This is a genomic window from Bacillus sp. FSL R5-0286 (genome assembly GCF_038593245.1).
Classification (GTDB): Bacteria; Bacillota; Bacilli; order Bacillales; family Bacillaceae; genus Bacillus; species Bacillus altitudinis.
The window spans coordinates 1,097,219-1,111,978 of record NZ_CP151977.1; the positions used below are offsets into that span (position 1 = coordinate 1,097,219).

Here is a 14,760-nt window from a genome sequence, read left to right on the forward strand (position 1 = left end):
ACCCGCAGTCCTTTTTATGTGGAAGTAAACCGATACTCCGTCCACACCCTTGAACGCCACCGCCTATACATGAAGATACCTCTTACCCATTCATCCACGATAAAAGAAATCCAAACCCCGATAAGGCCCATCTCAAGTTGAATGCCTAATAAATAAGCGATCGGAAGGCCGATGCCCCACATTGAAATCATCGCCATATAGACTGGAAACTTCGCGTCACCAGCTGCCCGCAAGGAGTTGATGATGACCATATTAAAAGAACGTCCAGGCTCTAAAATAATCGTCAATATGAGGAGGAGACTCGCTATTTGAATGATCTCACTGTTGCTAGTGAAAAAAGTAAGTAAATGCGTCGATGATAAAGATAAAGCAGTAGAAGAAAGAAGTGAGATGGCAATGGCCCAGTATAAGCTTTTCATGCATCTTCGATAGGCCGCATCAAATTCTTTCGCCCCGATCAGGCGCCCAATTAAGATTTGTGTTCCTTGGCTAATGGCGGCACCAAATAACATAATGAACATCATCAAATTCTGGGTATAGACTTTTGCTGCCAGTGCTTGCGTGCCCATAAATGTGATAAACAGCGTAATAATCATTTGAGAGCCATTATAAGAAAGTTGTTCTCCAGCAGAAGGAATGCCGATTTTTAGCAGTTTTTTTAAATGCGTTCGCTGGATGTAAAACATTCGCTTGAATGAAAACCGCAATCCAATGCGGTGTCGAACAATGAGTATCATGGCTGTAAGACCGATCAACCGTGCAAATGATGTGGAAAGAGCGACACCCATGACACCTAATACAGGGAAGCCAAATGGTCCGAAGATGACCAAATAATTACCAGCAACGTTTAACAGATTCATACCGATGGTGACATACATCGTATCTCTCGTGAATCCATAGCTTTTTAAAATAGCACTATAGGTCATAATGAGCGCCTGAATAAAAGAAAGCAGGCCGACAATCTGTAAAAAGACGGTTGCATCTGGCATGAGCTCGCTTGATAAGCCCATCATATGCAGGATGGGCACAGCTAACACAAACATAAGAAGACTGATCACAAAGCTAATGAGGAAGTTGGTGCCTAGTGATACATAGGCAACTTGGGTCGCATCCTGCTTGCGGCCCGCTCCTAAAAGCTGCGCAATGACAATCGTCGTCCCAGTCGTAATGAAGCTGAACATCACAATCAATAGATTTAGTAGCTGATTGCTTACTCCTACTGCAGCAACACTATTGTCAGAATACTGGCTGAGCATCAGTGTATCTGCGCTCCCCATCAGCATATATAAAGAGATTTCGATAAAAATAGGCCAAGTTAATGCAAATAATGAAGGGTGGGATTTTTCACTTTTGGCTTGAACCTTTTGTATTGTCAGTGCTTGTGGTTTCATCACATCGCCTTCTTTCGTATAAATCCGATTTATAGTGTACCTTGCATCGACTATAATAAGAAGAGATGAAACCGAAACTTATTGGAGAAATCCGACTTCATAAGGGGATGAATATGGGTCCGTTTATTACATTTACTGTACCGCCATTTCCAGTCTATATTGCTTCAGGCAAAGGTGTATTCCATCGAGGAGAACGACATATCTCCAGAATTTTCACCGTATTTGATCTTCTTTATGTCACGAAAGGTGAACTGTGGATCACAGAAGACGAGGTGCCTCATCACGTAAAAGAGGGTGAATATATCATCTTATCACCGGGACTTGCCCATGGTGGACATCTGCCATGCAAAGAAGAAACACTTTATGAGTGGCTGCATTTTTCAATTGATTCATTTGAGTTTACAGATCGGCCGAGAGAACACTGGTTTGACATGAAGCAAAATCAAGCCACTTTTGAAAAAGCAGCAAGCTATGAATTTCGTCTGCCCCGAAAAGGAAAAGTGAAAGGGGGAAGCGTGCTACAGAAGCATCTTTCAGCGATGCGCGCTTTAAATGATGATGCGTCTGAACTTCAGCTCAAAAAGCAGCTTCAATTTGAGGAAATGCTCATTCATTTACAAAAAGAAGCATTTCATATTCCAAGTGCAAAGGAGACTGTCGCTTCAGAAGTGGTTCACTATCTTGAACGTCATTTTACGCAAAAATTACAGATGGAGAAGCTGGCAGAGATTCTTCATTATCATCCTGATTACATGACAAGGTGCATGCAGACCGTGTACGGACTGACGCCGAGTCAGTACATCAATCGACTCAAAATTGAAAAAGCCAAAAGCCTGCTTGCTTCAACGAATGAAAAAATAGCTCTCATTGCAGAACATGTAGGCATTGATGACCCTACTTATTTTTCAAAGCTGTTTCGGCAAAATGAAGGCATGACGCCTATCGAGTATCGTCATCTTGCTAAAAGAACGACAAAGTAAAGGGACGTGAACAGATGAAAGGAAAAAAAGAAGAGATTGTGAGCATACGTCCATTAGACGAAACCGATTTAGAAGTGGTATGGCATTTAAGGTTTAAAGCGCCAGACCAGGCTTATCGAAAGTGGAATGCACCATATTTTATTGAACATGACATATCGCTCGCTGCATTTAAAAAACGCTATTTACAGGATGATTCTGTCCTGCCAAAACTATTTGGCATTGATGTCGGAGGTGAATTAAAGGGTACAGTTTCTTATTATTGGGAGAATGAACGCACACGTTGGCTGGAGTGTGGGATTCTTATTTATGACTCACGTTTTTGGAATGGGGGCGTTGGAACAAAGGCATTGCGTCTATGGATCGATGAACTTTTTTCACACATTGATATCCCACGCATCGGTCTGACCACCTGGTCTGGAAATGAACGCATGATGCGTTGCGCAGAGAAATGCGGGTTTATCCTTGAGGGAAGACTGCGTAAGGTTCGTTACTATCAAGGGGAGTATTATGATTCGATGCGGTATGGGATGCTGAGAGAAGAATGGCAAAGCCTTCCGAATCATTCATTTGAATAGTTGTTTTTAAGATTAGGAAAAAAGTATAGTAAGATTAAATAAATTGAAAAAGAAGGGTGGCGGATGAATGTGAAATGGATTACAGGTTGGTTTGTATCCATATTAGTCGCAATCTACCTATTCGTTGATGCACCAAAACACGGGAAAAATAAATGGTTATGGGCCATCTTAGGCCTTTTACTCGGGCTCTTCACACTTGGAATATATCTCATTCAAACAGGAAGAAAAGGGTTGGGCTGGACAGTACTGATTGTGTCCATTTTCATCTATGCGATTGCCATCCTCGTCTTTGTCTTGTACTTTCTCATGCTGGTCTTCGGGTACTCCAACGCAAATTAGAGAGTACGGCTGTGGTGATTTGTTTCACTTCAAGTTGCTACCGATTGATGGTTTGATTGCGCCAAAGCATCTTAGGATAAATGGTGATGGGGCTCGGGCAGGATGATCCTCATGTTTATCCATCTTATTTTATCTCATGTGGCTCACTGCTTTGGTCAAGTAAGTCCTTCATAAAGAAGGGCTTTTTTCTTTTATTTTTTGAGCAGGGACACCTGCAATGACAATTCGCTCTTCATGAAAGGAGCGATTCACTACTGCATTTGCTCCGATGGAAATATGATTCGCAATATAAATGTTTCCAAACAGTTTAGCGCCAGGGCCGATCCATACATGATCTCCAATGACGGGCACATCTTTTTCATGATGGTTTTGACCGATATTTACGCCTTGATGAATATCACAAAACGCGCCGATTTTGGCATGCTTGTTCACAATCAACAGCCCAGTATGGTTGATTCTGAGCCCAGGTCCAAATACACCAATTGGGATATCAAAGCCAAGCTGCATTCCTTTCTTTTTATGTAAGTAACGATAAAACCATTTGCGTAACGTAGCACCGCTATTCGTATAGTACTCATATTTTCGTAAATATCTTTGATATTTCCAAATATCATCCCCAAGCCACTTTGGTCTTTTTCGATTGATGGCAAGTGCTTTCTGATCTTGTGCCAAGTAGTGGTGAAGGTCATGCTTCGTTAAAATCATCAGATCCCCCTCGATTCCCTTTCGTTTCAGAGAAATTATACCATCATAACCATTTATATCAAGGTAAAATAACGTTCATTTTTTGTTATACTGCATTCATTTCATTCGGCCGTCCCGTATCAAACAGGGAAGCTACAACGCATAGAGCAAAAGAACCAGGAGAATTGTTTTGTAATTTTTTTTCAATATTTTTCATACTCAAACGTTACATCGCCCTTATGGCTGTAGATGTTTGTAAAAAATACACGAAATTACTCGTTAAAAAGAGAATATAGCATTCATATGCTTTTAGAATCATCTTTTTGAATACAATTGACTTTCGTATCTTACATCCTCTAGGCTAGTAAATGAAAATGATAATCTTTATCAATTGGAGGAGTGTTTTATTATGTCCATCAAAACCGTTTCTAAAAATCAGCAATTTTTAGAGCAACAAAGTCAAAGAGAATCTAATGCAAGGTCTTACCCGAGACGGTTCCCATTAGCCATGCAAAAAGCCGAAGGTATGATCGTGACAGATGCAGATGGTAGAGAATTTTATGACTGCCTAGCAGGTGCAGGAACACTTGCCCTTGGTCACAATCACCCGGTTGTTATAGATGCTATTGAACGTATGCTTCATGAAAAAAGACCGTTGCATACGCTGGACATCACTTCAGAGATTAAAGAAGAATTTGTGAATGAGATTTTTTCTCACTTGCCAGAAGAGTTTGCAAAAAGAGCAAAAATTCAATTTTGTGGACCAACTGGTGGTGATGCTATAGAAGCAGCAATTAAATTAGTCAAGACAGCGACGGGAAATCGTTCCATTCTATCATTCCACGGAGCATATCATGGTGCTACACATGGCACGATGTCATTAAGCGGTAACTTATCGCCAAAAGAAAAAGTACAAGGATTAATGCCAGATGTTCACTTCCTGCCTTATCCATATGAATACCGCTGCCCATTTGGAATTGGCGGTAAAGATTCACATCGCATTTCCAGCTCTTATATTGAGCGTGTATTAAATGACCCTGAGAGTGGAATTCTCCCGCCAGCAGGCATGATCTTTGAAGCGGTGCAAGGGGAGGGCGGCTCCATCCCGGCATCAATTGAATGGATACAAGAAATGAGACGAATCACAAAAGAAAAAGGAATTCCACTTATTATTGATGAGGTTCAATCAGGCATCGGTCGAACTGGTAAGATGTTTGCCTTTGAACATGCTGGTATTGTGCCAGATGTCATTGTGTTATCAAAAGCAATTGGGGGAAGCCTTCCGCTATCCGTTGTGATTTATGACAAAGACTTAGATCAATGGAATCCAGGTGCACACATTGGCACGTTTAGAGGAAATCAAATGGCGATGGCAGCTGGAACTGCTACGCTTAAATTTATAAAAGAAACCAATCTGCTTGATCATGTAGAAGCACTTGGTCAGCGTATGCAGGCCAATCTAAAAGACATTCAAAAACAAGTGCCTGCTCTCGGTGATGTGCGAGGAAGAGGATTAATGATTGGTGTTGAAGTTGTGAATCCAGATGAGAAACAGGATGTGGACGGCAGTTATCCAGCAAATCCAGAGCTAGCCAGTCTCATTCAAAAGAATTGTTTTGATAAAGGCTTAATTGTGGAGACAGGAGGCCGTTTTGGAAGTGTGATTCGATTCTTACCGCCTTTGATCATGACAGAAGAACAGCTTGAAAAAGTCATCACGATTTTTAAAGAGGCCGTTTACGATGCAGTCAACTAAACCATCTGTCGATTCATTATTTATTCAACAAAGCCAGCTTGGGAGGGAGTCCTTCCAAGCGGCTCTCTACACATCCATCGACAGCTTACTGGCAGAGTGGCAAACAAGCAGAGGACCGTATAGCGGAATATTGCCTGGGAAATTAGCGGCTCATGTCGAATCGTTATTCCAGATTCAACCGGCTGGTGAATCCATTGAGTCTGTTTTTCAAGATATAAAAAATCACCTTTTACCGCATTTAGTTGATGTGTCACATCCTAAATGCCTGGCACATTTGCATTGCCCACCTCTTATCCCTGCTCTGGCAGCAGAGGTGATCGTAAGTTCCTTTAACCAATCAATGGATTCCTTTGATCAAAGCGGCATTGCATCTTTGGTTGAGGAGGAAATCCTCAAGTGGTTATGTGAAAAATTTTCTTATGGAGAACGAGCAGATGGGACCTTTACGAGTGGTGGAACCCAATCTAACTACATGGGACTGCTTTTAGCAAGAGATGCATTTTGTGAAAACACTTGGCAATGGAATGTACAGCAGAAAGGGTTGCCGAGCGAGGCAAACCGTATGCGGATTCTTTGCTCCAAGAATGCCCACTTCACTGTGAAAAAATCAGCATCTCAGCTAGGTTTAGGTGAACAGGCTGTTGTGTTAGTTGAGACGGACGAACATCACCGAATGGACCTGCATGATTTGCAGAAGAAGCTTATAGAGCTTAAAGAGCAGGATTTGCTTCCATTTGCAGTCGTGGCGACTTGCGGGACAACTGATTTTGGCAGTATTGATCCTGTACATGACATATATGACATGGTGAAGCCTTTCGGTTTGTGGATTCATGCAGATGCTGCCTATGGAGGAGCGCTTGTATTAAGCAAAACCTTCCAAGGAAAATTAGATGGCATCGAGCTGGCTGATTCGATCACGATTGACTTTCATAAGCAATTTTATCAGCCGATCTCCTGCGGGGCATTTTTACTAAAGGATAAAAGACATTTTGGTTTGATTGATTACCACGCAGATTATCTCAATCCAAAGGAAGATGAACTGGAAGGCATTCTGCATCTCGTGAATAAATCTGTTCAGACGACGCGCCGATTTGATGCGCTAAAACTCCTTCTCTCTCTGCGTATGATTGGAGAAGAAGGATTTGCAAGTATCATTGACCATACCATCCATTTTGCGAAAGATGTGGCTACGTTGATTGAGAAAAATGAGCATCTTGAGGTGATCAATCCTGATCCAGAAATCAATGCAGTCGTGTTTCGTTTTATAGATGATCATCAAGCAGAGGACATCAATAAAATCATTCATCGCACACTTTTCCAAACTGGAACGGCTGTCGTAGCAAAAACAGTAGCCGATGGTCAAACTTGCTTAAAATTCACTTTGTTAAATCCGAGAACGACTATTACACATATTGAGGAAATCCTTTCTGACATTGTTGATATCGGGATCGCTCATATTCAATCCGGGAGGGTACTACGTTGAGTCAATATAAACAAATGGCTGAAAATGCAACTATGCAAAGCTTTTTAAACTGTTTTTTACGTGAAACAGGAATTGATCGATCTGCAAAGAAAGAGACAAAAGCAGACGGCTCACTTGTATTTGTAGCAGCATTAGCAAAACAAGATCTTGAGCTTGTCATTCCGATTCGATATTTTTCGCCTGTAGGCCGTCATCTCTTTGATTTTCCCGTTCGCTTTCGCCCGCAAGGCAGTGAGCAACAGGGAACGATCATCGATTACACCACACTTGTTGCTTTATGTTCAAAGGAACTTCTCATTGAATATGGCCGCACAGATGCAGAGGATGAGTTCATGCTTCGCATCATTTTAAGCTGCCGGAATATTGAACGATTCATCAGAGAGAGAGAAAGTGATCGAGCGGCTCTTTCTTCAGCTGATTTTGAATATATTGAAGCGGAGCAGTCACTTCTTCTTGGGCATTTAACGCATCCTACACCAAAAAGCAGACAAGGAATGACAGAAGAGGAGGAAGCTATTTATTCTCCTGAGCTGAAAGGCTCTTTCCAGCTTCATTACTTTAAAGCACATCCGTCAATTGTGCTTCAGGATTCTTCTCTTTCACAATCTGCGGCAAATCTCATGTTTGAGGAGCTCATGCGCCAGATGCCAGAAGAAAAAGAGAGACTGACGACGTTAACAGAAGGCGGTGAATATGTCCTGATTCCGATTCATCCGCTACAAGTCCAAGTGGTCATGGAGAAAGCGTTCGTCAAGCGTTATATAGAGGACGGGATGCTGACGTATTTAGGGCCGCTAGGATCTGAATACACAGCGACATCTTCCTTTAGAACGGTCTATCAAAAAGACTCTGCGTACATGCTTAAATTCTCTGTCCCTGTAAAGATCACAAACTCTTTACGCGTTAACAAACAAAAGGAACTTGATCGTGGAGTTGAGATGTCTCGTATCTTAAAAACAGAATTAGGCGTTTCTTTATATGACAAATTCTCTGGATTCCGTGTGATTGAAGATCCTGCGTATCTATCTATTCAAGGGGATGAGGCGGAATCTGGCTTTGAAGTCGTCATTCGTCAAAATCCATTTTTGCATCATGAAAAAGGGGCAAGCTTAATTGCAGGGCTATGTCAGGATCATGCATACGGAGGAAAATCAAGGCTTTCAGGCATTATCCATGAATTAGCAGACGCTGAAGGCAGATCAACAGAAGATGTTAGCCGTGATTGGTTCACACAATATTTATCGATTGCGTTAGAGCCGATGCTTTGGCTGTTTGAAACGTATGGACTTGCCCTTGAAGCCCATCAGCAAAATGCTGTCGTACAGCTAAAGAATGGATATCCGCACACATTCTATTATCGTGACAACCAAGGCTACTATTATAGCGAATCGAAAAAGGATCAGCTTGCGAAGCTTGTTCAAAACTTAAGCGTCAGAAGTGAAACCATTTGTGCAGACGATGTAGCGGTTGAGAGACTGCGTTACTATTTCTTCTTTAATCATTTGTTTGGTCTTGTGAATGGTTTTGGTACAGAGGGGCTTGCAAAAGAAGAAGATTTATTAGCCCTTATTAGAGACACACTGCTTGCGCATGAAGAGACATATGGTGCATCTGAGCTGACGAACAGTCTTCTCCGGTCACAGGAGCTGCCTTCAAAAGCGAACTTACTCACGCGGTTTGAAGATATGGATGAGCTGACGGGTTCTTTAGAAACTCAATCCAGGTACACGTCTGTGTTGAATCCGCTCTTTTTACATAAGGAGGCGCTGATTGGATGAGGCATCGAATTGGGTTCATTTGCGCTGAATATGAACGGGACGTCCAGCTTGTCCACAAGTGGATGCAAGAAGAGTATGTCCACCCATTTTGGCATTTGAATATTCCATTTCCTGCTTTTGAAAAGCACTTTTATCAGGCCATTCATGATCCGCATCAAACCCTTTATTTAGGAACCATTGATGGCACGCCGATGAGCTATTTTGAAGCATACAATGTGAAAGGGGATATCATTGAATCGTACTATCAGCCTTCTCCGCATGATCAAGGCATTCACCTGTTAATTGGAGAGCCAGATTATGTAGGGAAAGGATTTGCGGCTCCGCTGCTTCAAGCCATGACAGCATTTCAGTTTGAGCAGAACAAACGAACAGAAAAAATCGTGGCTGAGCCAGATATTCGGAACGAAAAAATGATTCATGTCTTTGAAAAGTGTGGATTCGAACGTGTGAAACCAGTCACTTTACCAGATAAAACAGGTCTTTTGATGTTTTGTCATCGAGATCCATTTGAAAGGAAGTATAACCATGACGCGGTTCAACAAGCAAAATAATGTAGTGGATGTCATTGGGATTGGCATTGGACCATTTAACCTAGGGCTTGCTGCATTATCTGAAGAAGTAGACGAAATTGACGCTTTGTTTTTTGAAAGAAGTGAAGCGTTCCACTGGCATCCAGGTATGCTCATTGAAGGGACAACACTTCAAGTCCCCTTTTTAGCGGATCTTGTCAGTATGGCAGATGTGAAAAGTAAATATAGCTTTCTCAACTATTTGCAGGAACAAAACCGTTTGTATTCATTTTACTTTCTAGAAGACTTCCATATCCCGCGCAAGGAATATAGCCATTATTGCCGCTGGGTCGCGGATCAATTAGATTCTTGCCGATTTGGCATGAATGTCGAATCTGTCTCCATCGTTGAAAAAGCTGGAGAAAAACGATATGAAGTGCATGTCCGTCATGTGAAAGATCAAACGGTAGAGGTGTTTGAAAGTAAGCATCTTGTTTTAGGTATCGGTACACAGCCTGCGGTACCAGCATCTCTTCAGCCAGCTTTAGGGGATCGGGTGTTTCATTCTGCTGATTACTTGAAACGAAAGAAAGAAGGCTGTTTTAAAGGAAAATCCGTGACGGTCATCGGTTCTGGTCAAAGTGCAGCAGAAGTATTCTATGACATTTTATCAGACGATGAGGCGAAGGATATTCATTGGTTTACACGCTCTAAAGGGTTTTTCCCAATGGAATATTCAAATTTGGGTCTTGAGTATTTCTCTCCAGACTATATTGATTTCTTTTATGAGCTTCCTCAGCCTAAAAAAGATGCGTTATTAAAGCAGCAAGATTTGCTGTATAAAGGCATCAGCTCAGCGATGATCCGAGATATTTATCACTTGCTTTATGAACGTTCTGCTTGCGGAGAGCAGCTGAACACCGTGCTGCAGGCGATGACGGAAGTCAATTTGATTGAGGAAACGAGGGACGGCTTATCGCTTTCATGCAATCAATGGGTCAAAGAGGAATCCTTTACGCATGAGACAGACATTGTCGTCTTGGCAACGGGCTATCAATCTGTATTACCGCCATTTATTGATCCGATTTCCCATCATATTCAGTGGGATCATCAAGGACGCTTCCAGGTTGAACGTGAATATCGATTGAAAACAAACACATTAGGTGAGAATGATATTTTTGTACAAAATGCAGAGCTTCATACACATGGAGTAGGCGCACCAGATTTAGGGCTAGGGGCGTACCGAAACAGTGTCATTATCAATGAACTGGCTCGTCGACCTGTGTATCCACTTTATCAAAAGCATGTTTTCCAGACATTCGGTACACATAAACACGCAAATACATTTGAAGAAATCAAAGGGTAAGGAGGATGAACCGATGAGTGTACAAGATGAATTGAAAAAAGCGGTCAATCCTGCTGCTTGGAAAAAAGCAAACCAGCGAATGGTGGCAAAAATGCTGTCCGAATATATGTATGAGGATATGCTTCATCCCGTTCAGCTAAATCATCAGGATGGCATCGCCCAATATGAATTAATCATTCACGAACAGAAGAAATATCGTTATCTCGCAAAACCTCGTTTGTTTGATAGTTTTGATACGATTGCTGAATCGATCGAGTGCTGTCAAGACGGAACATGGACAAAGGATGTTAGTGCCATTGTGTTTTTACTAGACATTCAGCCAATCATCCCAATGTCTTCTGAAACAACTGGTCATCTGATCAAAGAGCTTCACCATACCTTGTTAGCGGATGTTCATTTGCTGTCGAAAAAAGCACTTCGTGCAGATGAGCTAACAGATACAGATTATGCATGGATTGAGGGCGAGATGACTGGTCATCCGTGGATCGTCTATAACAAAGGGCGTATTGGATTCAGCTACGATGATTACTTAGCCTATGCACCTGAAAGGCAGGAATGTGTGCAGCTGTCTTGGATTGCTGTTCACCGAGAACTTGCGACTTTCCATGCGGTCGATCATGAGAACTATGAGCACATCATTGCCAAAGAATTAGACGAAGTCACGATTCGTCAATTCCAACGTGTGTTAAAGGATGAAGGGCTGAATGCGGCTGATTATTATATGATGCCTGTTCATAAATGGCAGTGGACGCATATGATCATCCAGCATTTCCCTGAAGATTTAGCCATGCGCCGTATTGTGTATTTAGGAGAAGGGCTGGATCAATATATTCCACAGCAATCGATCAGAACTTTTACAAACATCTCAAATAAAGGCAAGCATCATATTAAACTGCCAATGAGTATTTTAAATACGCTAGTGTACCGGGGACTCCCATCAGAACGTACGGTGATTGCTCCTCGTATTACAGCACATATTAAAGGTATCGCCGATCAAGACGCCTTTTTATCCGATGTATGCCGCGTCATTTTACCAGGTGAGAATGCGAGTATCAATGTTGATCATCCTTATTACAGCAAGCTACCTGGTGCGCCGTATCAATACCTTGAAATGCTTGGGGTCATTTTTAGAGAAAGCATTTATACGTATTTAGATGAAGGGGAGAGCCCTGTTACGTTGGCGGCACTGACGTATGAAGATCATGAAGGCGAGCCTTATCTGAAGCAGCTCATTGAAAAATCGGGTCTGTCAGCAAAAGAATGGATGGCGTCATTCTTCCACGTTGTCATGCCACCGCTTCTCCACTTTATGTATCAATATGGCACGGTGTTTTCACCACACGGACAAAATACTATTCTTGTATTAAAAGATCACAAGCCGCATCGTTTGGCGATCAAAGATTTTGTTGATGATGTGAACATTAGTGATCAGCCGCTGCCTGAATTGGCTTCATTAGAAGAAGATCTAAAGGAAGTGCTGCGTAGTGAGCCGCCTGAGGGTCTTGTACAATTTATTTTTACGGGCCTGTTTATTTGCAATCTTCGTTACGTGTCAAATGTGTTAGACAATCACAATCTGTTAGATGAAACGACGCTTTGGCGCTTGCTTGCAGAAGAAATTCAGCAGTATCAAAAGCAATTTCCACAGCTAAAAGATCGTTTTGCTTTATTTGATCTATTCCAGCCTCAGCTGACAAAGCTTTGCTTAAACCGTAATCGCATGATTGATTACGGCTATGGAGACGGAGATGACCGGCCGCATGCATCAGAGCATGGCAAGGTCACAAATGCACTCGCTCAAGTTCTCTCATCCGTAGGCGAAAAATAAAAAAGAAAAGCTGTAGACAACTTCTGTCTACAGCTTTTTGATTTTTTAAGAAAATGCTTGTGAGGCCAGAAAATAGAGAAGCGCCGGATCGTTCTGCTTTTCGTTCCCGCGAATCATCATAAAATGTGCGACGTTTGTTTTTGTAAATCCTGCTTCTACAAGTGATGCATGCAGGCGTTCAGCTGTTTCTTCCTGCATATCTAAACGAAAGGCGCCAGAATAAGACGTGAGAAGTGATTGAATGAGTGATAGCGCCGTTTGTTCATCGTTTGCTGCAAGCGGGCCAATCATCAGATTAGCTGGTGTTTCCACACCAAATGCGAAGCCGGTGATTTCGTGGTGTTCATCCTTTGCGATCAGTTTAAATGTTGCTCGCTCCATTCGCTTTATTAAGAAGTTTGATCGATTGGTCCCTGCGCCTTTTTCATCCAGCCTTTCAATAGACGGGAGGTGCGTTTGATCAGCGGGAAAAAGATGAATCTGATGTGACGGGTGAAGCGCACTAGGATTTGTTTTTTGTGCTTTGTATGTATGAATATAACCGGCTGTCTGAAAGCCGATTTTTTCATAAACTGGCTGTCCTTGTACAGTAGCCGTTAAAACGACAGGGACACTTGGATCACTATGACGAAGCAGTGTGTCAATCATTTGACGGGCAAGACCGAGGCCTCGATGTGTCTTAGATACAATGACCGCCCCAATTGATGCCACACTGTCATACTGAAAAAGTCCAGCGCATGAAATGACTTGTCCGTCAGTTGTTGTAAAACCGGTAAAATGTCCATTTGTTAAAAGAGATGTGAGCTCTTCCGCATTGTAATCAGGCCAGTCGACCTCTTTTGACAATGCGACAAGGTCTGGTATGTCATCAAGGGTTAAAGTTCGTTGTATAACGTTTGCCAATACACGCAACTCCTTCTTAGCTGATTTCTCTATATGTATCGTACCATAAGAACGCATAAGAAAAAGGAAAAGGGGATACCTTTTCCTTCAGCGTGTAGACAAACCCTCGCATTCGGTGTCAATCCTGCGCTTCGGTGCTCCCTTTTCCTTTTGTCTAGTTTAATAATTGAGGTCACGGTTGTATTCATATTCAAAGGTGAGCTGTAAGTTTTTAATTGAGACAACGCCTACTTTGATTAACCGTCCACCGATCAATTGAGGAACCTCGGTTGCATTAAAAGAAACAAAAAAGCGGTCTTTTGCTGGCACTTGACTTGTTTTATAAGAAGAGATGTCAACTTTTTGACCGTTCCAAGGTACGTTCACTGTTCCGCCTTTTAAGGAAGAGACAGTGAATACATAATTATATGCATTTGTACTGCCTTTTTCAGCTTCTAATGACAGGCCAGTGACAACGGCATCCTGCGGCAAGCTGCTTAAATCAAATGAAGAATTGGGAGATCCGGCTTCATTGAAACTATTCAATGTGGCAGGTGATCCATATCGTTTGGTTGTGCCTTTTTCAATACTTTTATCAAAGACAATACGATACATGTTGTCCTCTTCATTTAATAATTGCTTTGGTTTGACGGCTAAATAGTAGTCAGTGCTTGCGGCAATTTTCGGCATATGGATGATTTCATTTTGGTTGTTTGTCCGCACAGAGGAAGACACGAGTGACCCGCTCTGATTGTAAAGATAAAGATCGAAATCATTTCCAGCTTTCACATTGACGAGTTTGATAGAAAAGCGGCCATCTGCTCCATCAAATTTAGAGCTGGTGAACCGGTAAAAATCAATGTCATTCATAGAAGAGATACTACCTTCGTGATATAAATAGGTCTTGTTTAGATGAAGAGAGTGCTGTAAGAACTGAGCTTTTTCCATCGTATCATTGTTTGCATAATCACTGTCTGGATACAGATGCTCCAATTCTTCTGTATAATATGTTGTTTGTTTCGTAGAAGTTTCACTCGCTTGAGCAGGTGATTGGAAAAGCGGGCCAGCGATAAAGAGGCCTGTAAGCAATAAAACCCCGATCTTCTTTTTGAACATGACAAACATCTCCTTTTAAGTAAATGACTTTCATTTATAATATCGGTAAATAAACGTAATTTTTCATATTTAT

Annotated in this window: 13 protein-coding genes; 9 read left to right on the forward strand and 4 right to left on the reverse strand. The window is 41.9% G+C overall.

What is annotated here, in order from left to right; all coding sequences use genetic code 11:
- Positions 1-14: 14 nt before the first annotated feature.
- A complete protein-coding gene (locus NST24_RS05485) occupies positions 15-1,391 on the reverse strand; it encodes an MATE family efflux transporter (RefSeq protein ID WP_193804210.1) in 1,377 nt (458 codons plus the stop codon).
- A 113-nt stretch (positions 1,392-1,504) separates the two neighbouring features.
- On the opposite strand from NST24_RS05485, the gene NST24_RS05490 reads away from it, so the two are divergent.
- The 3 genes from NST24_RS05490 to NST24_RS05500 all read left to right on the forward strand — a co-directional run bounded on the left by NST24_RS05490 (position 1,505) and on the right by NST24_RS05500 (position 3,285).
- On the forward strand, positions 1,505-2,371 hold the full coding sequence (locus NST24_RS05490; RefSeq protein ID WP_100324869.1) for an AraC family transcriptional regulator: 867 nt from the start codon (positions 1,505-1,507) through the stop codon (positions 2,369-2,371).
- A gap of 14 nt (positions 2,372-2,385) precedes the next feature.
- Positions 2,386-2,946 carry a GNAT family protein gene (locus tag NST24_RS05495; protein WP_035392472.1) on the forward strand — a complete coding sequence of 187 codons (561 nt, stop codon included), beginning with the start codon at positions 2,386-2,388 and terminating at the stop codon, positions 2,944-2,946.
- A 63-nt stretch (positions 2,947-3,009) separates the two neighbouring features.
- Positions 3,010-3,285: a hypothetical protein gene (locus NST24_RS05500; RefSeq protein WP_035392471.1), complete on the forward strand. Its 276-nt coding sequence runs from the start codon at positions 3,010-3,012 to the stop codon at positions 3,283-3,285.
- 168 nt (positions 3,286-3,453) lie between these two features.
- On the opposite strand, the gene NST24_RS05505 is transcribed toward NST24_RS05500, so the two are convergent.
- Positions 3,454-3,990, reverse strand: a complete 537-nt coding sequence (locus tag NST24_RS05505) for a serine O-acetyltransferase (protein ID WP_017360201.1) — start codon at positions 3,988-3,990, stop codon at positions 3,454-3,456.
- 388 nt (positions 3,991-4,378) lie between these two features.
- Here NST24_RS05505 and NST24_RS05510 point away from each other — a divergent pair, with 388 nt between their 5' ends.
- From NST24_RS05510 to NST24_RS05535, 6 genes are read left to right on the forward strand one after another with little or no spacing between them, the layout of a single operon-like run.
- On the forward strand, positions 4,379-5,725 hold the full coding sequence (locus NST24_RS05510; protein ID WP_008348573.1) for an aspartate aminotransferase family protein: 1,347 nt from the start codon (positions 4,379-4,381) through the stop codon (positions 5,723-5,725).
- Positions 5,712-7,208, forward strand: coding sequence for an aspartate aminotransferase family protein (locus NST24_RS05515; protein WP_342462426.1), 1,497 nt, complete (start codon positions 5,712-5,714; stop codon positions 7,206-7,208). Before NST24_RS05510 ends, NST24_RS05515 begins: the two co-directional genes overlap by 14 nt.
- Positions 7,205-8,986 carry an IucA/IucC family protein gene (locus NST24_RS05520; protein ID WP_326112636.1) on the forward strand — a complete coding sequence of 594 codons (1,782 nt, stop codon included), beginning with the start codon at positions 7,205-7,207 and terminating at the stop codon, positions 8,984-8,986. Before NST24_RS05515 ends, NST24_RS05520 begins: the two co-directional genes overlap by 4 nt.
- Positions 8,983-9,537, forward strand: a complete 555-nt coding sequence (locus NST24_RS05525) for a GNAT family N-acetyltransferase (protein WP_342462427.1) — start codon at positions 8,983-8,985, stop codon at positions 9,535-9,537. The genes NST24_RS05520 and NST24_RS05525 overlap by 4 nt, the downstream gene beginning before the upstream one ends.
- The gene (locus NST24_RS05530; protein WP_039167398.1) at positions 9,512-10,861 is read left to right on the forward strand and encodes a lysine N(6)-hydroxylase/L-ornithine N(5)-oxygenase family protein; all 1,350 of its coding nucleotides are present in this window, start codon (positions 9,512-9,514) and stop codon (positions 10,859-10,861) included. The genes NST24_RS05525 and NST24_RS05530 overlap by 26 nt, the downstream gene beginning before the upstream one ends.
- A gap of 13 nt (positions 10,862-10,874) precedes the next feature.
- The gene (locus tag NST24_RS05535) at positions 10,875-12,689 is read left to right on the forward strand and encodes an IucA/IucC family siderophore biosynthesis protein (RefSeq protein WP_035700240.1); all 1,815 of its coding nucleotides are present in this window, start codon (positions 10,875-10,877) and stop codon (positions 12,687-12,689) included.
- A 45-nt stretch (positions 12,690-12,734) separates the two neighbouring features.
- On the opposite strand, the gene NST24_RS05540 is transcribed toward NST24_RS05535, so the two are convergent.
- Complete coding sequence (locus NST24_RS05540; protein WP_342462428.1) at positions 12,735-13,592, reverse strand: GNAT family N-acetyltransferase; 858 nt, start codon at positions 13,590-13,592, stop codon at positions 12,735-12,737.
- A 159-nt stretch (positions 13,593-13,751) separates the two neighbouring features.
- Positions 13,752-14,687, reverse strand: coding sequence for an anti protein (locus NST24_RS05545; protein WP_268381763.1), 936 nt, complete (start codon positions 14,685-14,687; stop codon positions 13,752-13,754).
- Between the last annotated feature and the right edge of the window lie 73 nt (positions 14,688-14,760).

Bases quoted from the DNA above. Each gene is read 5' to 3' on its own strand.
- NST24_RS05530 (WP_039167398.1), top strand. From the start codon at position 9,512: ATGACGCGGTTCAACAAGCAAAATAATGTAGTGGATGTCATTGGGATT.
- NST24_RS05545 (WP_268381763.1), bottom strand. From the start codon at position 14,687: ATGTTCAAAAAGAAGATCGGGGTTTTATTGCTTACAGGCCTCTTTATC.
- NST24_RS05505 (WP_017360201.1), bottom strand. From the start codon at position 3,990: ATGATTTTAACGAAGCATGACCTTCACCACTACTTGGCACAAGATCAG.
- NST24_RS05490 (WP_100324869.1), top strand. From the start codon at position 1,505: ATGGGTCCGTTTATTACATTTACTGTACCGCCATTTCCAGTCTATATT.
- NST24_RS05485 (WP_193804210.1), bottom strand. From the start codon at position 1,391: ATGAAACCACAAGCACTGACAATACAAAAGGTTCAAGCCAAAAGTGAA.
- NST24_RS05495 (WP_035392472.1), top strand. From the start codon at position 2,386: ATGAAAGGAAAAAAAGAAGAGATTGTGAGCATACGTCCATTAGACGAA.
- NST24_RS05510 (WP_008348573.1), top strand. From the start codon at position 4,379: ATGTCCATCAAAACCGTTTCTAAAAATCAGCAATTTTTAGAGCAACAA.
- NST24_RS05535 (WP_035700240.1), top strand. From the start codon at position 10,875: ATGAGTGTACAAGATGAATTGAAAAAAGCGGTCAATCCTGCTGCTTGG.
- NST24_RS05515 (WP_342462426.1), top strand. From the start codon at position 5,712: ATGCAGTCAACTAAACCATCTGTCGATTCATTATTTATTCAACAAAGC.
- NST24_RS05500 (WP_035392471.1), top strand. From the start codon at position 3,010: ATGAATGTGAAATGGATTACAGGTTGGTTTGTATCCATATTAGTCGCA.
- NST24_RS05525 (WP_342462427.1), top strand. From the start codon at position 8,983: ATGAGGCATCGAATTGGGTTCATTTGCGCTGAATATGAACGGGACGTC.